Source organism: Pseudogulbenkiania sp. FW507-F1 (genome assembly GCF_058781125.1).
Genome location: NZ_JBYSWM010000009.1, coordinates 15,579 through 36,683, shown reverse-complemented (window position 1 = coordinate 36,683; position 21,105 = coordinate 15,579). Strand labels below are relative to the sequence as shown.

20 protein-coding genes are annotated in these 21,105 nt (G+C 67.6%); 10 read left to right on the top strand and 10 right to left on the bottom strand.

Annotation, left to right across the window (positions count from 1 at the left end; translation table 11 throughout):
• The first annotated feature begins 50 nt into the window (after window positions 1-50).
• The 5 genes from AC3WG5_RS07695 to AC3WG5_RS07675 all read left to right on the top strand — a co-directional run bounded on the left by AC3WG5_RS07695 (window position 51) and on the right by AC3WG5_RS07675 (window position 5,965).
• Window positions 51-1,085: a LysM peptidoglycan-binding domain-containing protein gene (locus AC3WG5_RS07695; protein WP_492568319.1), complete on the top strand. Its 1,035-nt coding sequence runs from the start codon at window positions 51-53 to the stop codon at window positions 1,083-1,085.
• Window positions 1,082-2,182, top strand: coding sequence for a DNA-processing protein DprA (gene dprA / locus AC3WG5_RS07690; RefSeq protein WP_492568318.1), 1,101 nt, complete (start codon window positions 1,082-1,084; stop codon window positions 2,180-2,182). Before AC3WG5_RS07695 ends, dprA begins: the two co-directional genes overlap by 4 nt.
• 42 nt (window positions 2,183-2,224) lie before the next feature.
• Entirely contained in the window at window positions 2,225-2,683 is a 459-nt protein-coding gene (locus tag AC3WG5_RS07685) for a Smg family protein (protein WP_008954816.1), read from the top strand.
• Window positions 2,684-2,833: 150 nt separating this feature from the next.
• Complete coding sequence (gene topA / locus AC3WG5_RS07680; RefSeq protein WP_008954815.1) at window positions 2,834-5,125, top strand: type I DNA topoisomerase; 2,292 nt, start codon at window positions 2,834-2,836, stop codon at window positions 5,123-5,125.
• Window positions 5,126-5,584: 459 nt separating this feature from the next.
• Window positions 5,585-5,965 carry a hypothetical protein gene (locus AC3WG5_RS07675; RefSeq protein WP_014085709.1) on the top strand — a complete coding sequence of 127 codons (381 nt, stop codon included), beginning with the start codon at window positions 5,585-5,587 and terminating at the stop codon, window positions 5,963-5,965.
• 250 nt (window positions 5,966-6,215) lie between these two features.
• Here the strand turns inward: AC3WG5_RS07675 and AC3WG5_RS07670 are convergent, their stop codons facing one another.
• The 5 genes from AC3WG5_RS07670 to AC3WG5_RS07650 all read right to left on the bottom strand — a co-directional run bounded on the left by AC3WG5_RS07670 (window position 6,216) and on the right by AC3WG5_RS07650 (window position 10,928).
• A complete protein-coding gene (locus AC3WG5_RS07670) occupies window positions 6,216-6,593 on the bottom strand; it encodes a diacylglycerol kinase (RefSeq protein WP_008954813.1) in 378 nt (125 codons plus the stop codon).
• Window positions 6,590-7,657, bottom strand: coding sequence for an FAD:protein FMN transferase (locus AC3WG5_RS07665; RefSeq protein WP_492568317.1), 1,068 nt, complete (start codon window positions 7,655-7,657; stop codon window positions 6,590-6,592). Before AC3WG5_RS07665 ends, AC3WG5_RS07670 begins: the two co-directional genes overlap by 4 nt.
• Window positions 7,645-8,589 (bottom strand): glutathione synthase, encoded by a 945-nt coding sequence (gshB, locus tag AC3WG5_RS07660; RefSeq protein WP_014085707.1) that lies wholly within the window; start codon window positions 8,587-8,589, stop codon window positions 7,645-7,647. Before gshB ends, AC3WG5_RS07665 begins: the two co-directional genes overlap by 13 nt.
• 18 nt (window positions 8,590-8,607) lie before the next feature.
• Window positions 8,608-9,891, bottom strand: coding sequence for a glutamate--cysteine ligase (gene gshA, locus AC3WG5_RS07655; protein ID WP_014085706.1), 1,284 nt, complete (start codon window positions 9,889-9,891; stop codon window positions 8,608-8,610).
• A gap of 92 nt (window positions 9,892-9,983) precedes the next feature.
• Entirely contained in the window at window positions 9,984-10,928 is a 945-nt protein-coding gene (locus tag AC3WG5_RS07650; RefSeq protein ID WP_492568315.1) for a carbohydrate kinase family protein, read from the bottom strand.
• Between the two features lie 119 nt (window positions 10,929-11,047).
• Here AC3WG5_RS07650 and AC3WG5_RS07645 point away from each other — a divergent pair, with 119 nt between their 5' ends.
• Window positions 11,048-11,542 carry a TlpA family protein disulfide reductase gene (locus AC3WG5_RS07645; RefSeq protein ID WP_014085704.1) on the top strand — a complete coding sequence of 165 codons (495 nt, stop codon included), beginning with the start codon at window positions 11,048-11,050 and terminating at the stop codon, window positions 11,540-11,542.
• Window positions 11,543-11,656: 114 nt separating this feature from the next.
• Here the strand turns inward: AC3WG5_RS07645 and AC3WG5_RS07640 are convergent, their stop codons facing one another.
• From AC3WG5_RS07640 to lhpI, 3 genes are all read right to left on the bottom strand, one after another.
• Window positions 11,657-12,775 carry a branched-chain amino acid ABC transporter substrate-binding protein gene (locus AC3WG5_RS07640; RefSeq protein ID WP_014085703.1) on the bottom strand — a complete coding sequence of 373 codons (1,119 nt, stop codon included), beginning with the start codon at window positions 12,773-12,775 and terminating at the stop codon, window positions 11,657-11,659.
• Window positions 12,776-12,857: 82 nt separating this feature from the next.
• The gene (locus tag AC3WG5_RS07635) at window positions 12,858-14,102 is read right to left on the bottom strand and encodes an NAD(P)/FAD-dependent oxidoreductase (protein ID WP_492568314.1); all 1,245 of its coding nucleotides are present in this window, start codon (window positions 14,100-14,102) and stop codon (window positions 12,858-12,860) included.
• Window positions 14,099-15,037, bottom strand: coding sequence for a bifunctional Delta(1)-pyrroline-2-carboxylate/Delta(1)-piperideine-2-carboxylate reductase (lhpI, locus tag AC3WG5_RS07630; protein ID WP_492568313.1), 939 nt, complete (start codon window positions 15,035-15,037; stop codon window positions 14,099-14,101). Before lhpI ends, AC3WG5_RS07635 begins: the two co-directional genes overlap by 4 nt.
• 232 nt (window positions 15,038-15,269) lie before the next feature.
• Between lhpI and AC3WG5_RS07625 the strand changes: the two genes are divergently transcribed.
• On the top strand, window positions 15,270-16,016 hold the full coding sequence (locus AC3WG5_RS07625) for a FadR/GntR family transcriptional regulator (RefSeq protein WP_008954804.1): 747 nt from the start codon (window positions 15,270-15,272) through the stop codon (window positions 16,014-16,016).
• Window positions 16,017-16,105: 89 nt separating this feature from the next.
• Here the strand turns inward: AC3WG5_RS07625 and uraD are convergent, their stop codons facing one another.
• Window positions 16,106-16,624 (bottom strand): 2-oxo-4-hydroxy-4-carboxy-5-ureidoimidazoline decarboxylase, encoded by a 519-nt coding sequence (gene uraD, locus AC3WG5_RS07620; RefSeq protein WP_492568312.1) that lies wholly within the window; start codon window positions 16,622-16,624, stop codon window positions 16,106-16,108.
• Between the two features lie 118 nt (window positions 16,625-16,742).
• Between uraD and uraH the strand changes: the two genes are divergently transcribed.
• Entirely contained in the window at window positions 16,743-17,096 is a 354-nt protein-coding gene (uraH, locus tag AC3WG5_RS07615; RefSeq protein WP_008954802.1) for a hydroxyisourate hydrolase, read from the top strand.
• Between the two features lie 2 nt (window positions 17,097-17,098).
• A complete protein-coding gene (locus tag AC3WG5_RS07610; protein ID WP_482583417.1) occupies window positions 17,099-18,304 on the top strand; it encodes a urate hydroxylase PuuD in 1,206 nt (401 codons plus the stop codon).
• A gap of 216 nt (window positions 18,305-18,520) precedes the next feature.
• Here the strand turns inward: AC3WG5_RS07610 and AC3WG5_RS07605 are convergent, their stop codons facing one another.
• Window positions 18,521-19,192, bottom strand: coding sequence for a GntR family transcriptional regulator (locus AC3WG5_RS07605; RefSeq protein WP_008954800.1), 672 nt, complete (start codon window positions 19,190-19,192; stop codon window positions 18,521-18,523).
• 551 nt (window positions 19,193-19,743) lie between these two features.
• On the opposite strand from AC3WG5_RS07605, the gene AC3WG5_RS07600 reads away from it, so the two are divergent.
• Window positions 19,744-21,075, top strand: coding sequence for a C4-dicarboxylate transporter DctA (locus AC3WG5_RS07600; RefSeq protein WP_482583418.1), 1,332 nt, complete (start codon window positions 19,744-19,746; stop codon window positions 21,073-21,075).
• The last annotated feature ends 30 nt before the right edge of the window (window positions 21,076-21,105 follow it).

Genomic DNA, 21,105 nt, shown 5'->3' with positions numbered 1-21,105 from the left:
CGAGGGCGCCGGGAATGGCGCGCCCGTCCATGAATATTGGGGCATTTTCCATGCGCAAAAGCATTATATCGCTAGTCTTGGCTCTGGGCCTTGCGGCACCGGCCTTTTCCGACACGCTGACGCTGCGCCCTGACGCCCCGGCGCGCTACGTGGTGGTCAAAGGCGACACGCTGTGGGGCATCTCCGGCCGCTACCTGAAAAAGCCGTGGAACTGGCCCCGCCTGTGGCAGATGAACCGCGACGAAGTGAAAAACCCGCACCTGATCTACCCCGGCGACGTGCTGGTGCTGACCTGGGTCAACGGCCAGCCGCGCCTCGGCCTGGAGCGCAACCGCCGCGAGGTGAAGCTGTCGCCGCAGGTGCGCATCGAAGACCAGGACCGTGCCCTGCCGAGCATCCCGGCCAAGGCCATCGAGCCCTTCCTGTCGCGCCCGCTGATCGTCGACATCGACAGCTTCTCGCGCGCACCGCGCCTGGTCGCCGGCAGCGACGAGCACGTGGCGATGAGCAGCGGCGACCGTGCCTACGCCATGGGGCTCGACCAAGGTGGCAGCTGGCAGTCATACCGCCCCAACAAGCCGCTGCGCGATCCGGACAGCGGCGAGACGCTGGGCTACGAGGTGACCTACGGCGGCGATCTGGCGGTCGAGAAGATGGGCGACGAGGTACAGTCGTTGCGGGTGCGCAAGGTGGCCGAGGAAATCCTGGTCGGCGACCGCCTGGTCAAGGCGCCGCGCGACTATTTCGTCAGCTACGTGCCGCATCCGCCCGAAAAGATGGTGCAGGGCAAGATCATCTCCACCCCCAACGGCGTCGCCGGCGCGGCCCAGTACTACAACGTGGCGATCAACCTGGGACAACGTGACGGCCTGGAAACCGGCCACGTGCTCGACATCCTCAAGAACGGCAGCCTGGTCAAGGTCACGACGCCGGACAACCGCGCAACCAAGGTGCTGCTGCCGACCGAGAAAGCCGGCTCGCTGTTCGTCTACCGCGTGTTCAACCGCGTCGCCTACGGCCTGGTGATGGAGAGCGCGGTGCCGATCGGCGTGGGCGACGTGGTGCGCACGCCGGACGAGGAATGAGCAGCGAGCGCGCCGACTGGGCGCTGCTGGCGCTGACGCCGGGCATCGGCCCGGTCGGCGTGCTGCGCCTGATCGACACCTTCGGCAGCGCCGCCGCCGCGGCTTCGGCCAACCTTTCGCAGTTGCAGCGTTGTCTCGGCGACGAGGCGGCGCGCGCCCTGGCGGGACGCGTGGCGACAGCCGAGGTGGAGGCGGCGCTGGCCTGGGCCGACGCGCCGGGCTGTTTCCTGCTGACCCTGGCCGATCACGACTACCCCACCGCGCTGGCCGAGGCCGGCCACGCCCCGCCGCTGCTGTTCGGCCGGGGCCGGCGCGAATTGCTGGCGCGCCCGATGCTGGCCATGGTCGGCAGCCGCCACGCCACACCGCAGGGCCGGCAAACCGCCGAGGAGTTCGCGCACGGCCTGGCGCAGGCCGGCTACACCATCGTCAGCGGGCTCGCCAGCGGCATCGACGGCGCCGCCCACCGTGGCGCGCTGGGCACGGCGGCATCGACCATCGCGGTGATCGGGACCGGCATCGACCGGGTCTACCCGGCCAGCCACCGCCAGCTCGCCCACCAGCTGGCCGAAGGCGGCCTGATCCTGTCGGAATTCCCGCTCGGCACGGCACCGCTGGCGCACAACTTCCCGCGCCGCAACCGCATCATCGCCGGGCTCAGCCGCGGCTGCCTGGTGGTCGAGGCCAACGTCAACTCCGGCTCGCTGATCACCGCGCGCCTCGCCGCCGAGGTCGGGCGCGAGGTGCTGGCGGTTCCCGGCTCGATCCACAACCCGCAGGCGCGCGGCTGCCACCGCCTGATCAAGGACGGCGCCAAGCTGGTGGAAACGGTGGACGACGTGCTGGACGAAATCGGCCGCCCCGCCCCCGACGCACCAGGGGCGGCCAGCGCCAACGCGGCCGTGGCGGACGGCACGGCAACGGCGGAGGCGGAGACGCCGCTGCTGGTCCAGCTGGGCTACGATCCGGTCGACGTCGACAGCCTGGCGGCGCGGCTCGAGTTGACGGCGGGGGAGGTTTACGCGATGCTTCTCGAGCTGGAACTGGAAGGCCGGGTGGCAAGCCTGCCGGGCGGTCGTTTCCAGCGCCTGTCCTGAAGCGGGACGCGCCCTGCCAGCATCCTTAAAAGTCTCTGCACCATGTTTGACGTTCTTGCCTATCTGTTTGAAGAATACCAGGACCCCGAAGCCTGCAACGACCGCGAAGGCGTGATGCGCACGCTCGCCGCGGCCGGCTTCGAGGACGCCGACATCAACGACGCCCTCGACTGGCTCGACATCCTCTGCAACATCAACGAGGGTGCCTTCGCCGCGATGGACGAGTCCTACGGCCTGCGCGTCTACAGCGACAGCGAACAGAAACGCCTGCCGACCGAAGTGCGCGGCCTGCTGCAGTTCCTCGAGCACCACGGCGCCCTCTCCCCGGCGCAGCGCGAGATGGTGATCGACCGCCTGCTGGCGATGCCCGACGACGAGGTCAACGTCGCCTCGGCCAAACTGGTCACCTTGCTGGTGCTGTGGGTGCAGAAGGCCGAGCTGCCGATCCTGCTCGGCGAAGAGCTGCTCGACGTGGTGAACGGCGAACCGACCATGCAATGAGCTTGTCACGGCGTTGCGACAGGCTTACCATCGCGCCCTTCCGACGCCTTAACGACACGTCCGACAAGAGCGCCCCCTTGCGCTCTTGTTTTATTTGATAGATACACAAGATGTCAGCCCGGGACTGCCGGGTTCACGATTGAACAAAACATGCCCTCGAGCCTATTGATCGTTGAGTCGCCGTCCAAGGCCAAAACGCTGAAAAAATACCTGGGTCAGGACTTCGAAGTCCTCGCCTCCTACGGCCACGTCCGCGACCTGGTGCCGAAAAGCGGCGCGGTCGACCCGGACAAGAACTTCGCCATGAAGTACCAGCTGATCCCGCGCAACGCCAAGCACGTGGACGCCATCACCCAGGCGGTGGCCGAGGCCGATCACATCTATCTGGCAACTGACCCGGACCGCGAAGGCGAGGCCATTTCCTGGCACCTGGTGCAGATCCTCAACAACAAGAAGCTGCTGAAGGGCAAGACCGCGCAGCGCGTGGTGTTCCACGAGATCACCAAGAACGCGGTGCTCGACGCCATCGCCAACCCGCGCGACATCTCGCAGGAGCTGGTCGACGCGCAGCAGGCGCGCCGCGCGCTCGACTACCTGGTCGGCTTCAACCTGTCGCCGATGCTGTGGAAGAAGATCCGCCGCGGGCTGTCCGCCGGCCGCGTGCAGAGCCCGGCGCTGCGCCTGATCTGCGAGCGCGAGAACGAGATCCGCGCCTTCACCGAGCAGGAATACTGGTCGATCCACCTCGACAGCCACAAGGGCCGGCAGAAGTTCGGCGCCAAGCTGTTCGAGCTCGGCGGCAACAAGCTCGACCAGTTCGACATCCCGAGCGAGGCCATCCAGGCCGACACGCTGGCGCGCCTGGCGGAGCAGCCGGCGACCGTCAGCAACGTCGACAAGAAGAAGAAAACCCGCAACCCGGCCGCGCCGTTCACCACCTCGACGCTGCAGCAGGAGGCGGTGCGCAAGCTCGGCATGACCACCGACCGCACCATGCGCACGGCGCAGCAGCTGTACGAGGGCGTCGACATCGGCCAGGGCACGGTCGGTCTGATCACCTACATGCGTACCGACGCCGTGGTGCTGTCGAACGAGGCCCTGACCGAAATCCGCGGCTACATCGAGAGCCAGTTCGAACCGGCCTTCCTGCCCAAGGCCCCGGTCACCTTCAAGAACAAGTCGAAGAACGCCCAGGAAGCCCACGAGGCGATCCGCCCGACCTCGATCGAGCGCACCCCGGCGGCGATGAAGCCGTTCTTGACCACCGACCAGTTCAAGCTCTACGAGATGATCTGGAAGCGCACCCTGGCCTGCCAGATGGCGCCGGCCAAGTTCGACACCACCAGCGTCGACATCACCGTCGGCGAGGGCGTGTTCCGCGCCACGGGCCAGGTACAGACCTTCGCCGGCTTCCTCGCGGTGTACGAGGAAGACGTCGACGACGCCGAGGACGAGGACAACGCCAAGCTGCCGGTGCTGGAGGTGGGCGACGTGCTGCCGGTGGACAAGCTCTACGGCGAACAGCACTTCACCCAGCCGCCGCCACGCTTCTCCGAGGCCAGCCTGGTCAAGGCGCTGGAAGAATTCGGCATCGGCCGCCCGTCCACCTACGCCAGCATCATCTCGACGCTGAAGGACCGCGAGTACGTGGTGCTCGACAAGAAGCGCTTCCTGCCGACCGACACCGGCGAGATCGTCAACAAGTTCCTCACCGAGCACTTCGGCCAGTACGTCGACTACAACTTCACCGCCAAGCTGGAAGACCAGCTCGACGAGATCGCCAACGGCCGGCGCGAGTGGGTGCCGGTGATGGAGACGTTCTGGAAGGGGCTGGCCAAGCAGCTGAGCGAGAAGGAAAGCCTGTCGCGCGCCGAGGTCACCACCGAGAGCCTGGACGAGGCCTGCCCGAAGTGCAGCAAGCCGCTGCAGATCAAGTTCGGCAAGCGCGGCCGCTTCATCGCCTGCACCGGCTACCCCGAGTGCGACTACACCCGCGACATCGGCGAGACCGCCGAGAGCGCGGCGGCAGCGGCGGAAGAGCCGACGGTGATCGAGGGGCGCACCTGCCCGGAATGCGGCGGCGCGCTGCACATCAAGAAGGGCCGCTACGGCAAGTTCATCGGCTGTGCCAACTACCCCAAGTGCAAGCACATCGAACCGCTGGAGAAGCCGCGCGACACCGGCGTGACCTGCCCGGAATGCAAGACGGGCAGCCTGATCGAGCGCAAGAGCCGCTACGGCAAGCTGTTCTACAGCTGCAATACCTATCCCAAGTGCAAGTACGCCACCTGGAACCCGCCGGTGGCCGAGCCCTGCCCGAAGTGCCACTGGCCGATCCTGACCATCAAGACCACCAAGCGGCGCGGCACCGAGAAGGTCTGCCCGCAGAAGGAGTGTGGCTACAGCGAGGTGATCGCCCCGCCGGAAGCCAAGGAAGCCTGAGCCGCATCCACCCTCACCCCCGACGCCACCGCCAGGTGGCGTTTTTCATGCCCGGTCGGCCCGCGATATCGCCCGTTCGTCATAACCCGGCACCGGCTTTTATTCAGCATTTCCCGGCGCAATGCTTATACTTCGAGTCAAGGGCGAAGTCAGCCCGATTTCACTGCCAGATTCGTTCTGGCGAGTACGGTACCTGCGACGGACCGGAATGCCCTCCGGGGCAAAACGCCGCCTGCCCCCAGGCGGCGTTTCCATTGGGCCAGAACGCCGCGCGCATTCCAACTGACAGCCGCAGCGCCTCGAGCAGATGTCCGCAAGCCGCACTGGAATGCGGTTGCGGCGGCGCTGGCGACGCTTCGGGCACGGCGCAGACAGGGCGGGGTACCCGTTCCCCGGTTTGTCCGGGGTGGGTGTTGTGCCGCAGTGCCTGCAAGGCGGGCTGGAGGTAAAGAGCGGATCATGAAAGCCGACAGCAGCTTCTACTTCACCGGCAGCGCCGTGCTGACCTTGCTGGCTTTCGCCTCCACGACCTGGCCGCTGCTGGCCGTCTCCTTGCTCGTCACGTTCTGCGGCATGATGGTGGCGGACCGCGAGCAACTGGCGGCACTCGACAGCCACGCGCTGGCGATGTTCCTGATGCAGCACGAACGCCCGCTGCTGCCGCTGGATGCCTTTCGTGGCCGCGAGCTGCTGTTCTACTACGCCGGCCAGCCGGTGTACCGCTACCTGATCGCGCGCGACTCGCGCTGGCTCCTGGTCGGCAAGCAGGGCGAGGTCAAGGAAGGCCCGGGCATGATCCGGGTGACGCCGGGCTACCTGTACCGCCGCCTCGACGATTGATAGCCTGATCCATTAGGCGGCTGCGCCCTTGCATCTTGAGCGCCGGCAATGCTCTGAGCGTGCGAATCTCTGATTCGCTCAGCCATGATCCTCATGTACTCCGTGTACATTCCGGTTCCTGTGCGTTGGCGGCACTCAACCTGCTTTGGCTCGCTCTCCCACTGAAACAGGCTACCGTCCCGCCCAATGCAAAAACGGCAGCGCGCCACCAGGCATGCTGCCGTTTTGTCCCGTGCTTCGGCCAACCTTGTCAGCCGAACAGCACCAGCCCCCACACCACGGCCAGGTTGACCAGACCGATCAGCTGCGCCGCGCTGCCCATGTCCTTGGCGCGCTTGGCGAGCGGATGACGCTCCAGCGAGGTGTGGTCGACCGCCGCCTCCACCGCCGAATTGAGCAGCTCGATGATCAGCGTGGCGAGCGAGCTGGCCACCAGCAGGGCGCGCTCGAGCGCGCTGGCGTGGATGACGAAGGCCAGCGGGATCAGGATCACGGCCAGCAGCAGCAGCATGCGGAACGCGTCCTCGTGGCGAAAGGCGGCCTTGAGACCGTCCAGCGAGTACCCGAAGGCGTTGATCAGCCGGGTGATTCCGGTCTTGCCCTTGAACGGGCTTTCCTGCAGCTTCATGCGGCTCCCAGAAGATGGATACGTGGCGCTTCGCCCAGCCAGTGCAGGCGTGCCTGCATCGAGCGCGACAGCCAGACCTCGCCGTGGCCATCGACCAGCAGCACGTCGCGGATGCCGAAGCGGCTGGCATAGTAAGAAGCGCGCGCGGTGTCGGCAAGATAAATCGGCTTGGTGGCGACATCGGAGCGCAGGCCGGCGTCGGCGGCCGGCGCCACCACCACGGTGGCGGCCTGGGCGCGGCAGTCGCTGCTGCCGTCGCGCGGGTCGATCAGGTGGCAGTGGCGCCGCCCGTTCAGCTCGAAGTAGCGCTGGTAATCGCCCGAGGTCCCCACCGCCTCGCCGTCGGCCAGCTCCACCACCGCCATCGCCTCGTTGCGGCGCGGGTGCTGGATGCCGACCTTCCACGGCGTGCCGTCCGGCTTTTTGCCCAGCGCGATGACGTTGCCGCCGATGTTGATCAGCGCGGCACGGACACCGGCGGCCTTGAGCTGGTTGCGCACCCGGTCGAGCGCCCAGCCCTTGGCGATGCCGCCCAGATCGAGCTGCACCGCCGGGTTGCGGCTGGCGATGCGGCCGTCGGCGAGGCTCAGGTCGGCCATACGCGGGCGGGCCTCGACCAGTTGCCGGAGCGCCGCCGGGTCGGGCGTGACCGGGGCGAAACTGTCGGCGTGGAAGCCCCACAGCGCCACCAGCCCGCCCAGCGCCGGCGAGAACAGGCCGTCGGAGAGCGCCTCGTCGCGCTGCGCGGCACGCAGCAGCTCGGCCAGGTCGGGCGCCAGCGTTGCCGATTCGCCGCGCGCCAGGGCGCGGTTGATGGCGACCAGCTCGCCGTTGCCCTTCCAGGCGTGCAGGCGCAGGTGCAGGCGGTCGAGTTCGGCCATGGCCTGCGCCACCGCGGCCTGGGCGCGGGCCTCCGGCTCGCCCAGCACGGTGACCTCGACGCGCGTGCCGAACACGTAGCTTTCCTGGCGGAACGGTTCGGGCTCGCGGCTGCACGCCGCGAGCCCGATCAGCAGACACAGGGCCAGACAGGTTGGCCGAAGCCGCGAGATCAGTGCGCGCACCGCCGCTCCAGCGCGTCGATGTACAGCCCGGCGACGTTGATGCCGGTCTGATCCATGATCTCGCGGAAGCAGGTGGGACTGGTGACGTTGACTTCGGTGAGGTAGTCGCCGATGACGTCGAGACCGGCGAACAGGATGCCGCGCCGCTGCAGTTCCGGCCCCACCGCCGCCACGATCTCGCGGTCGCGCGCGGTGAGCGGGCGCGCCTCGCCGCGGCCTCCGGCGGCGAGGTTGCCGCGCGTTTCGCCGGCCATCGGGATGCGCGCCAGGCAGTAGTCCACCGCCACGCCGTCGATCACCAGGATGCGCTTGTCGCCGTCGCGGATTTCCGGGATGAAACGCTGCGCCATCACGGTGCGGGTCTCGCGCTGGGTGATGGTTTCCAGGATCACCGACAGGTTGGGGTCATCCGGCGTGACGCGGAAGATGCTGTCGCCGCCCATGCTGTCGAGCGGCTTGAGGATGACGTCCTGATGCTGGCGCACGAAGGCGCGCAGGCGGGCCGACTCGCCGGAGATCAGGGTCGGCGCGATGCAGTCGGGGAAGTGCAGGATCGCCAGCTTCTCGTTGTAGTCCCTGAGCGCCTGGCCGCTGCTGAACACCTTGACGCCCTGGGCTTCGGCCAACGTGAACAGCTGCGAGGCGTACAGGTACTCCATGTCGAACGGCGGGTCCTTGCGCATGATCACCGCGCTGAACGCGGTGAGCGGCTGGCGCTGCACCTCGGCGAGGCGGAACCAGTCGTGTTTGTCCCCGGTCAGGGTCAGGCCGCGCGCGTCCACCAGCAGCCGTCCGCCTTCTACCGACAGCTGGCGCGCTTCGGCCACCGCCAGCGCATGGCCGCGTCGCGCCGCCTCCTCCATCATGGCGAAGGTGGTGTCCTTGTAAATCTTGAAGTGGTCCAGCGGGTCGGCGATGAACAGGATTTTCATAGGCGGGATCCAGTGCGCTCAGGCGTTGTCGGGGTCGGTGGCTTCCAGCTCCAGCGAGGCGGCCAACAGCGCCAGGCGGGCGATCACGCCGTAGGAATAGAACCGGTTGGGCGGACAGTCCGGGGTGCCGCTCTTGTCCGGCAGACAGGCCGATTCGAACGACAGCGGCACGAAGTGCATGCCCGGCGCGTTGAGGTTCTCGTCGACGCCGCGCCCGGTGTGGACGCGGTAGAAGCCGCCGATGACGAAGCGGTCCATCATGTACACCACCGGCTCGGCCACCGCGGCGTTGACCGTCTCGAAGGTGTACACGCCTTCCTGCACGATCACCTCGGACACTTCCAGCCCTTCCTTCACCACCGCCATCTTGTTGCGCGCCTTGCGGTTGAGGCCGATCACCTCGTCCGGCGACTTCACGCTCATCACGCCCATGCCGTAGGTGCCGGCGTCGGCCTTGACGATCACGAACGGATCATGGGTGATGCCGTACTCGCGGTACTTGACGCGGATCTTGTCGAGCAGGCCGGAGACGCTGTCGGCCAGCGCTTCTTCGCCCTGGCGCGACTGGAAATCCAGCCCCTTGGTGGCGTTGAAGTAGGGATTGATCAGCCACGGGTCGATCGAGATCAGGCGCGCGAAATCGTCCGCGACCTGGTCGTAGGCCTTGAAATGGTGGGTCTTGCGCCGCACCGCCCAGCCGGCGTGCAGCGGCGGCAGCAGGGTCTGTTCCAGGTTCTGCAGGATGTCCGGCGCGCCGCCCGACAGGTCGTTGTTGAGCAGCACCACGCACGGGCTGAAGCCATCGGCCAGCACCAGACGGTTGCCGCGGCGCTCGATCGGCTCCAGCCGCACCGTGGCGCCGTTGGCGGCGGTCAGTTCGGTCGGCTCGGTGATCTCCGGGTTGAGCGAGCCCAACCGTACCTTGAGGCCGGCCTGCTCGAAGATGTGCACCAGCGCCGCCACGTTCTGCAGGTAGAAGGTGTTGCGGGTATGGTTCTCCGGGATCAGCAGGATGTTCTTGGCTTCCGGACACACCTTCTCCACCGCGCTGGTGGCGGCCTGTACCGCGAGCGGGGTGAATTCCGGGTTGAGGTTGTTGAAACCGCCGGGGAACAGGTTCATGTCCACCGGGGCCAGCTTGAAACCGCTGTTGCGCAGGTCGACCGAGCCGTAGAACGGCACCTGGTGGGCGTGCCACTGGCTGCGGAACCAGTGCTCGATATGGGGCTGGGCGCCGAGGATGCGGCTTTCCAGCTCCAGCAACGGGCCCTTCAGGGCGGTGGACAGGTAAGGAACGGTCATGTCTTCCCCTTTGGGATGATCTTGGGTCGAATTGCACAATGGTGGGGATGACAGGCGCCTTATTCAACCCTGGGTGGCGGAGCGGCGCGGGCTCAGTCCGGCCATGCTTCGTTATAGGCCGCCTGGTAGCGCTCTTTCAGCCCGGCCCAATCGAAGACATGGTTCTGCGCGCCGCGGCTGACCACCTTGATGGCGCCCAGCAGATTGGCCAGGCGGCCGGTGAGGTGCCAGTCGAGGCCGTGCCGGATGCCGTACAGCAGGCCGGCGCGGAAGGCGTCGCCGCAACCGGAGGGGTCGAGTGCGGGGCCGTCCAGCGGCACCGCCGGGATGTGGAGCAGCGTGTCGTCGACGTGGATCTCCGCCCCCTGCGCCCCGCGCGTGATGATCAGCGCGCGCACCTGGCGGCGCATGTCGTCCAGCGTGAGCCCGGCGCGCTCGCGCATCAGTTCGGCTTCGTAGTCGTTGAGCGTGACGTAGCTGGCCATTTCGACCAGCGCGCGCAGCTCGGTGCGCGAGAACAGCGGCAGCTCCTGGCCGGGGTCGAACACCAACGGGATGCCGGCCTCGGCCAGCTCGCGGCAGTGCTGCAGGCAGCCGAGGTAGCCCGACGGCGCCACGATGGCGAGTTCCACCGGGCTCTCGACCTCGCTCAGGTGATTGTCGGTGGCGTGCTCCATCGCGCCGGGATGGAACGCCATCAGCTGGTTGCCGCCGCTATCGCTGATGATGAAACATTGCGCGGTATACTGGCCGGGAACGGTGCGGATATGGCGGTCCGCCACGCCGAGGCGCGCCAGATGCTCGCGGTAGGGGTCGAAGTCCTCGCCCACCGTGGCCATCACCAGCGGCCGCTCGCCCAGCAACGCGAGGTTGTAGGCGATGTTGCCGGCACAGCCGCCGAACTCGCGGCGCATCGTCGGCACGCGGAAGGTGGTGGAGATCTTGTGCAGCTGGTCTGCCAGGATATGCTGGTCGAAACGGTCTTCGAAGGTCAGCAGGGTATCGTAGGCGAGCGATCCGCAGACGAGGATGGACATGCCGGCTCCGCTATGAAATCAAGCGCTTAAGTGTAGCACGAAACGCCGCCCTCCCCCGTGGCGAACCCTGGCTGCGCCGCCCGCTCCAAGCTGTTGCCACGTTTTTACAGGATGATCCGATGACACCCACCACTCTGCGCCGCGGCGTGCTGCCGCTACTGTGTGCCGCGCTGCTGACAGCGCTGCCGGCCGCCGCCAACCCGGCGCTGGAACGCGCCCGCTTCACCGACCTGGCCGGCAAGAACGCCGCGCTCACCCAGTACAAGGGCAAGGTCACCGTGGTGAATTTCTGGGCCACCTGGTGTTCGCCCTGCCGCGAGGAGATGCCGATGCTCAACGCCGTGCGCACCCGCCTGGCGCCGCGCGGCGTCGAGGTGGTCGGCGTGGCGCTCGACGACAAGGTGTCGGTCGGCAATTACCTGCGCACGACCCGGGTGAGCTATCCCATCGTGCTGGGCGACGGCAACACGCTCGACCTGATGCGCGCCATCGGCAACCCGGCCGGCGGACTGCCCTACACCGTGGTGCTGGACCGCTCCGGCAAGCAGGTCGCCACGCTGATCGGCAAGCTGTCGGAACAGACCCTGCTGCAGGCGGTCGAGCCGCATCTCTAGGCACCTGTTCACGATCCCTTGGCCCCCGTGCCGGGCCTCGTCGCCCGACCTGCCGCCACGACGAAAAAAAGCCCGGCCTAGGCCGGGCACAAGCTGACAACAACAGGGAAAATCTCAGAAGGTCACCTTGACCGGCGCCCACTTGGCCTGGCGCACCTGATAGACGGTGATCGGCGCCTGGATCAGGTCGCCACGGCTATCGAAGCGGTAGCTGGCGTTCACCCCCTCGTAACTGATCTTTTTCAGCGCCGCCGTGACCTTGCCGGGCTCGGTGCTGTTGGCCTGCTGCATGGCCTTCGCCACCAGCATCACCGCGTCGTAGTGCTGCGGGCCGTAGGACAAGGGCGGCTTGCCGTACTTGGCCTGATAGCGCTTGATGAAGTCCTGGCCCTGGCTGCGCTTTTCCAGCACGTTGCCGGCCACCGCCGCCATGAAGCCTTCGCTGTTGCTGCCGGAGAGCTTGATGAAGTTATCGGTCTGGATCATGTCGCCACTGAGCACCTTGGTGGACAGGCCGAGCTGCTTCATCTGCAGCGCCAGGGGAGCCGCCTGGCTGTCGGACATGGCAACGAACAGCAGGTCCGGCTTGGCGGCACGGATCGTGGTCAGGATCGGACTGAAGTTGTTCTGCCCCGGCGTGGTGTATTCGCGGCGGATCACCTGCGCCCCCAGGCGCTTGGCCTCGGCCTCGAACTTGTCGGCCAGGCCCTGGCTATAGGCGGTGCGGTCGTCGATCATGGCGATGCGCTTGGCCTTCAATTCGCTCAGCGCGTATTGGGCGATAGCCGGTCCCATGCGGGTGTCCACCGCGCTCAGGCGGAAGGCGTTGCCGTAGCCCTGGTTGGTGTAGGTGGCGTTAACCGCCACCGAGAACTGCGGCAGACCGGCCTGGTTGATGATGCGCGCGGCGGGAATGGTGGTGCCCGACGTGAACGGGCCGACCACCGCCTTCACTTCTTCATCCAGCAGTTTTTGCGCGGCCAGGGTGGACTGCTTGGGGTCTTCCTGGTCGTCCTGCGATACCAGTTCGAACTGCACCGGCTGGCCGTTGATCCTCAGCGCACTGCGGTTGAGGGTGTCGACGGCGAGCTGGGCACAGTTCTGGTTGTCCTTGCCCCAGTGGGCGTCCGGCCCGGTCAAGGGGCCGATGAAACCGATTTTCACCACCTCGGCGGCAGAAGCGGCGCTGATGCCCCCCAGGGCCAGCAGGGTAACGAGCAGGGTGTGTTTCATGTTTTGCATCCTGATGAGGTTGTTGAATCGACAAGGGCACAGCAACAGCTTGATTGCGACAGCGTTGGCACCGACCGGGCCGCTAACGAAACCGGTCGGGCCAGAACTCTGGCGGAATGGCCGCCACCCCGGTGAGGTGGTCGCGCAGCAGCGCGCCGGTGGTGGCGGCGAGGGTCAGGCCGAGATGGCCATGACCGCAGGCGAAGAGCAGTTGCCGCAGGTGCGAGGACGGGCCGATCACCGGCACGGTATCCGGCACCGACGGGCGGTTGCCCATCCAGGCGCTCATGCCCTCGGTACCGAGCTCGCCCAGCATGGCCTGCGCCTTGTCCAGCAGCAGGTGGGCGCGACGGTAGTCCGGCGGCGCGTCGCGGTGCGCCAGTTCCACGGTGCCGGCCAGGCGCAGGCCACCGTCGGCCATCGGCAGGATGACGAAGCTTTCACTGGCGTTGAGCAGGAAATGCCGCAGCGGACGGCCGGCCCTGGGCAGGGTCAGGTGGTAGCCGCGCTCGCTCTCCAGCGGCAGCGCCTGGCCAGCCTGGCGTGCGAAACGGTCGCTCCACACGCCGCTCGCCACCACGACCTGCCCCGCGCTCAGCGCGCGGCCGTCGGCCAGGGTGATGCCGCTGACGGCGCCGTGCTGCTGACGCAGCGCCGTCACCGGCTGCTGCAGGAACCGGCCGCCTTCGCGCAGGAACTGCTGGAACAGGCCGAGGCTGAACAGATAGGGATCGTCCACGTGCGACCAGTCGGGAATCAGCACCCCCTGCTGCCACGGCGCACGCAAGGCCGGCTCCAGCCGTGTCAGTTGGTCTTTGTCGCAGCGCCGCCAGCGCACGCCCTGCTCGCCGCGCCGCTGCCAGCGCGCCAGGTCGGCCTGCAGGGCGCCCTGATCGGGATAGAGCGCCAGTGCGCCGTGGCGACGCCAGCTCCCTTCCAGACCGCAGCGGGCGATAAGCGGGGCGTAGTCCTGGTTCACCCGGGCCAGCAGCTGTCCCAGCTGCCGGCTCAGCGCCGCCACCCGCGCTGGCCGGCTCGCCAGCACGAAACGGCCGAGCCACGGCATCAGACCAGGCAGATGGCGCCAGCGTATCGCCAGCGGGCCGAGCGGATTGAGCAACCAACGTGGCACCTGGCGCAGCACGCCAGGCTCGGCGAGCGGGAGCACCTCGCTCACCGCCAGCGCCCCGGCGTTGCCGGACGAGGTGCCGGACGCCGGCGGATCGCGGTCGAGCAACAGCACGTCGAGCCCGGCCAGGCGCAGTTGCAGCGCGCTGGCGATGCCGACCACGCCGGCGCCGACCACGATGACGTCGGCGCGGCTCATGCCCCCTCGCCTACGCCGAGGCGCCAGTTGGCCAGCGCGCATCGCGCCGCCGCCAGATCCCAGGCGGCGGTACCGACGCTCTTGAACAGGCGCGGGCGGGCCGCGTCGAAGCGTCCGGCCACGGCGTCGGCCAGCGACGCCACGGTGGACCAGTCGATCCCGGCCTGGATCAGGTCGCCGGCCTCGTGGCGCGCGCCGACCGGGTCGTCGGAAAACAGCTGGCTGCCGGCGATGGCGTGCGGCCCCAGCTCGGCCATGTCGGGACGGAAGGCGCCGACCCCGATCAGCAGACGATCGGGACGCGCCGGCTGGTCGTACACCGGAACCTTGCTGGTGGTCAGCATGATCACCACTTGCACCGCCTCGGCCACGTCCCCCGTGGCAGGCTGCAGATCCAGGCCGAGCGTGCCGTGCTCGCGGCAGAACGCCTCGGCGGCCGCCCTCTGGTGGCCATGCACGTCGACGCGCAGTCCCGGATACAGCGCCGCCAGCGCCTCGGCATGGCCGGCCGCCTGCTTGCCGGTGCCGATCAGCGCAACGTGGCGCGGAGGCGCCGCTTGCAGCGAGCGCATCGCCAGCATCGAGACCGCCGCGGTACGCCGTGCGGTGACGGTCGGCCCGTCCAGGATCAGCAGCGGCACGCCGCTGGCGGCGTCGTAGACGCTGACCACGCCGTGGATGGTGGGCAGGCTGTGGCGGCTGTTGTGCGGGCAGACGTTGACCAGCTTGTGCATGGCGACATCGTGGGCGGAGGCCGGCATCGAGAGCAGCACGCCCTCCCCCTGTAACGGCAGCACCTGGCGTTCCGGGCTGCTGATGCGACCGGCCTGGTATTCTTCGGCGGCGTCCGCCAGCACGTGGCACAGGGAATCGAAGGGCAGCAGCTCGGCGGTTTGGCGGGCGGAGAGAACCGGTAGCGGTGTCGACATGCTCATGGGGCGTCAGACCTCTGAATTGGTAGAATTTCGACCAGATTTTGGTTGCTTCCACATCAACCAATCCAAAACTGGCCAGATGCAGGACTGCAACCACACTATTCATGTCAAAAAAATTACCAATTAGCCACGCAAGGCACAACCCTATCGCGTCATCGCCAGGGAATTTGGTAAACTTTGTCACCAATACGCAACACTCATGTCCGCTTTTAGACCAATTTGAGTGACCACCATGCAAGAGACCAACCACTTCCAGCCGCGCCCGATCTACCAGCAGGTGGCCGAGCAAATCCAGCACAGCATCACCAACGGCGAATTCCTGCCGGAATCCCGCCTGCCGTCGGAGCGCGAGCTGGCGGCACGCTTCCGCGTCAGCCGCCCCGCCGTACGCGAGGCCATCGGGTCGCTGCAGAACCAGCAGCTGGTGATGACGCGCCGCGGCTCGGGCACCTACGTCTGTGCCGATGCCTTGCAGCGGCTGCAGCAGGCCCAGCTCGCCGACACGGACCGACGCGCCGACGACAGCCCGCTGTCCACGCTGGAAGTGCGGCTGCTGCTGGAGCCCGCCATCGCGCGGCTGGCCGCGCGACGCGGTCAGCGCGACGACAAGGCCGAGCACTACTTGGCGCTGATGAAGAACGTCAAGAACATCGACATCCAGGCACAGCAGGCGCTGTGGAGCGAGAGCGACCGGCTGTTCCACCGCCAGCTGGCCGTGATGACCGGCGATGCGCTGATGGTGCGCATCGCCGACGAAATCGCGAAAGCCATGGAGCAGCCGCTGTGGCAGCGGCTGCGTGACGACGGGATCTACGACGAGGAACGCATCAGCCTGTACGTGGCGGAGCACCAGCTGATCTACGAGGCGATCGTCAGCGGCGACGAGCAGGCGGCGGCCTTCTACGTCGAGCAGCATCTGCGTCGGGTGGGCCGGGACATTTCCACCGGCGACGCCTCGCCGCCGAAAACGCCGGCCTAGCCAGCCGCACGCCCACCCGCGCAGCCGCTGCCTGCAGACGGCCCCCTCACCAGGGGAAAGGACGCCTCCGCGGGGCGGAGGCGGCACGCCTAAGCACTACTCACCCGCTGCGCCAGCCGCAGCGCGGCGATACGGCCGATCTCGCCAAGACAGCGGGCGAATTCCTGTTGCGGGGGGTCGTGCAGGCGCTGCTCGAGCTGGGCGAGGATGTCGTCCCGGCCGAGCCCGGCCACGGCGACGATGAAGGGATGGCCGAAGCGCGCGCGATAGTGGGCGTTGAGTTCGGCCAGCCGCGCGGTGTCGGCGCTCTCCTGGCGCAGGCCGGCGGCCTGCTGCTCGCCGCCCGAGGCCGTGCTCAGCGGGGCACGCGTCCCCAGTTCGGGGTGGGCGCGGATCAGCGCCAGCTGTTCCTCGTGGGAGGCTGACAGCATGGCGGACACCAGCGCCTGCCACAGCGCAAAGCGCGTGCTGAACGGGCGTTGTTCCCAGGCGCGCTCGGCCACCCACGCCGTCTGTTCGAACACGCCGTCGAGCGCGGCGACGAAAGCGTCGCGCTCCAGGGCCGACAAGTCCGCCGGCGTCCAGCGCCGGTTGTCAGGGCTATCCATGGCGTCCTTCCTGCCGCCAACGCGGCGAATCATCACCATGCGGTTATAACCATAATAGAAGCTGGCCACTGCGCTGCTTTCCCGACAGCATCGTCATGACCGACAGAAAGGCCACGCCATGGGCCGTCTCACCACGCATGTGCTCGATACCGCGCGCGGCTGCCCCGCCGCCGGGCTGGTCGTGAGCCTGTACCGCATCGACGGCCTGCAACCACGCCGGCTGCTGGTTACCCGCACCAACGCCGACGGCCGCTGCAATGCCCCGCTGCTGGAAGGCGCGGCGCTGCAGCCGGGGGTGTACGAGCTGCACTTCGCCGCCGGCGACTACCTGCGCGCGCAGGGCCATGCCCTGGGCGACCCGCCCTTCCTCGACGTGGTGCCGATCCGCTTCGGCATCAGCGATACCACGGCGCACTACCACATCCCGCTGCTGCTGGCGCCGTACGGCTACAGCAGCTACCGCGGGAGCTGAGCGTGGTTGCCTACCTGCTCGACTGGCTGGCGCTGTTGCTGCGCTGGCTGCACTTCGTGGCCGGGGTGGCGTGGATCGGGGCGTCGTTCTACTTCGTCTGGCTCGATAACCACCTGACCCCGCCCACCGACCCGGAACTGCAGCGGCGCGGCGTCGGCGGCGAGCTGTGGGCGGTGCACGGCGGCGGCTTCTACAACCCGCAGAAGTACCTGGTCGCTCCAGCCGTGCTGCCGTCCAGGCTGCACTGGTTCAAGTGGGAGGCCTACACCACCTGGCTGTCGGGCTTCGCGCTGTTGGCGCTGCTGTATTTGGCGCGCGCCGAGGTGATGCTGGTCGATAGCGCCGTGGCGCGCTTGAGCCCGGCGCTGGCGGTGGCCGTAGCGTTGCTGACGCTGGGCGGGGCCTGGCTGGTCTACCACGGCCTGTGTCGCAGCCCGCTCGGACGGCGTGACGGCAGGCTCGGTCTGAGCGTCTACCTGCTGCTGGTGGCACTGGCCTGGGGGCTGTCGCAGCTGTTCGCGGCGCGCGCGGTGTATCTGCTCTGCGGCGCGGTGATCGGCACGCTGATGGCCGGCAACGTGTTCTTCGTCATCATCCCCGGCCAGCGCGTCATGGTGGCGGCCCTGACACGCGGCGAAACGCCGGACCCGGAGCCGGGACGGCGCGGCAAGCAGCGCTCGGTGCACAACAACTACTTCACGCTGCCGGTGCTGTTCATCATGATCAGCCCGCACTTCGCCTTCACCTACGGCCACCGCTACGGCTGGGCGCTGCTGGCCGGCATCGGCGCCGCCGGGGTGCTGATCCGCCACTTCTTCAACCTGCGCCACCGTGGCATCGTCGACTGGCGCTTTCCCGCCGCCGGCGTGGCGCTGTTGCTGCTGGTGGCGCTGGCCGGCGCGCCGTCCGGCGTGCTGTCCGGCGTGCTGTCGGCCGGGGAAAAACGGTCTTCGGCCAACCTGGAGCAGGTGCGCGCCATCCTGGCGCAGCGCTGCGTCGCCTGCCATGCCGCACGGCCGAGCTTTGCCGGGTTTTCGGCACCGCCGGCCGGGGTGCGGCTGGACGAACCGGCCGAGATCAAGCGCAACGCCGCGCGCCTGGCCGCGCAAGTGCAAAGCAGGACCATGCCGCTCGGCAACCTGACGCACATGACCGACGCCGAACGCCGCCTGGTCGTCGAATGGGCCGCCGCCGGGGCGCCGGACTGAGCGCCGGCCCGGCGCCCCGGGCCCCGGAGAACCCGGCCGCAGCGGCTTCGGCCAACCTGGGCCGGCGGGACCGACCAGCGACACGGCATGGCCGGAGCGCGGGCTCCGCCTTGGCGACCGCGGCGCGGGGGAAGTGGGTAAGGAGGGACGGAGGAGTGGCGACACCAGCGGCAAGCGGGCCGTCCGCCGAAGCGGGCAGCGGCGCGCTGGTCACACTCAGGACGCCTCGGCCGCGTCGATGATGCCCCACCAGCGCAGCGTCTGGCGGAAATGGTTGCGCACTTGGCCGGCGGCCTCCTGCTCGTCGCCGCCGGCGATCGCATCCATGATCGCCAGGTGCTCCTGCATCGCCGGCACGATGCGGTCGGGCAGCAGCGGGCGGGAATGCTGCATCACCAGGATGCGATCGCGGTTGCGTGCGTAGATCTCCCGGATGCTGGCGTTGTCGAGAACATTGGACAGGGCGCTGTGCAAGGCCCAGTCCACCGCCATCGCCTCGCGCTGCAGCGAGGGCGTGATGCCGGCGCGCGCGGCGTCGAGCACCTGCTGATGCTTTTGCCGCAGTTCGCCGAGCGTGTCCGCGGCGTGCCGGCGCACCAGCAGCCGGGCGCCCTCCTGGTCGAAGACGGTGCGCAGGTGGAAGCACTCGCGCACCAGCTCCGGCGTCGCCTCCATCACCGCCACGCCGCGCTTGGGCAGGACGCGGACGTAACCGGCCGACTCGGCGCGCTTGACCGCTTCGCGCACCGGCGCCAGCGGCAGCCCGATCACCCCGACCAGGTCCGACATCGAGACGAACTGCCCGGCCCGCAGGCCACCGCCGGTCAGCAGCTCCCGCAGCGCCAGGAAGGCCTTGTCGGCCAAGAGCAAACCTTCAGGCTCCTGCATGTTTCTCGTCCCCATCCATTTCGTCGAGCGGCAATTGTCACATCAGGCTTCGCCGGCAGCAAATTCCACCTGCCACACCAAGCAAACCCATAAAGACATTTTTGTTGCAAAACTCGAAAAATTCAAACTAACATGTCAGAAAGAATATAACACCACGTCCCCGGTGCCGCTGTACTCCGGCCGGCGGGTAACGGTGAGTCGTCCGACGCGGAATCCGTCCCGCTTCGGCAAGCACCAGGTGGCTCAGCACCCCCTCCCGGCCGGCTCGGGAGGAGAGGCCTACCGGCCGGGAGTCGATAGCAAAACTATCGACAGAACCGATGCCGGAGGGAATTCAAGCGCTTGCGCTTTATCCCTAAGCTGTCCCAACCAAGCTAATAATTATTTACACCAAGGAGAAGCAGATGGCCCGAACAAGAGCAGCGCATGCCGCCACCGCGGCGTTGCGCAACAACCCCGTGAGCATGGAACTCACCCCCTCCCGTCATCCCTTCGACAAGACCCCGGTTGCGCACGGCAACCCCCTTTCGATCCGGTTTGCGAGGTGAACCATGTACAAACGCTTCCATAAGACCCTGTTCGGGCAAGTCGTCATCGCCCTGATTCTCGGCGTGATCGTCGGCATCGTCTGGCCCGATTTCGCCACCAAGCTCAAGCCGATGGGCGACGGCTTCATCAAGCTCATCAAGATGCTGGTCGCGCCCCTGGTGTTCTGCGTCGTGGTGCACGGCATCTGCAGCACCGGCGACCTGAAGAAGGTCGGCCGCGTCGGCGTCAAGGCCCTGCTCTACTTCGAGATCGTCACCACCTTCGCCCTGGCGCTGGGCGTGCTGCTGGCCGAAACCCTGCGGCCGGGCGCGGGCATGAACATCGACCCCCACACCCTCGATGCCTCGGCGCTGGCCGACTATAGCGAGCGGGTGTCCCAGGTGGGCCACCTGACGGCGGTGGACTTCATCATGAAGCTCATTCCCGCCACCTTCGGCGACGCCTTCGCCAAGGGCGACATCCTGCAGGTGCTGCTGATCGCCATCCTGTTCGGTTGTGCCGTCGCGGCGCTCGGCGAGCGCGGCCGCCCGGTGACCGTCGCCATCGACCACCTCGGCCAGGTGTTCTTCAAACTGATCGGCTTCATCGTCAAGCTCGCCCCCTTGGGCGTGATGGGCGCCATCGCCTTCACCGTCGGCAAGTACGGCATCGGCTCGCTCAAGCAGCTCGGCCTCTTGGTGGCGCTGTTCTACCTGACCTGCAGCATCTTCGTGGTCGGCATCCTCGGCATCATCCTGCGCCTGGCCGGCTTCAACATCTTCAAGCTGCTGGGCTACCTGCGCGAGGAACTGCTGATCGTGCTGGGCACCGCCTCGTCCGACGCCGTGCTGCCACAGGTGATGCGCAAGCTCGAGCTGATGGGGGTGAAGGATTCGACCGTGGGCCTGGTGATCCCCACCGGCTACTCCTTCAACCTCGACGGCTTCTCGATCTACCTGACCCTGGCCGCGGTGTTCATCGCCCAGGCCACCAACACGCCGCTGTCGCTGACCGACCTCCTCACCATCCTCGCCATTTCGCTGGTGACCTCGAAGGGCGCCCACGGCGTGCCGGGCTCGGCCATCGTGATCCTGGCCGCCACCTTGAGCGCCATCCCGGCCATACCCGCCATCGGCCTGGTGCTGGTACTGTCGGTGGACTGGTTCATGGGCATGGCGCGCGCGCTGACCAACATGATCGGCAACTGCGTGGCGACCGTGGTGGTCGGCGTGTGGGAAAAGGATATCGACCGCGAACGCGCCACCCAGGTGCTCAACGGCGAAATCAAGGTCGATTTGCGCGCCCCGGCCCGTGCCGAAATGTTGGCCGAAGCCGCGCCCCAGACACGCCTCTGATCGAGCGCTCGACACCCCGAGGGACACGCC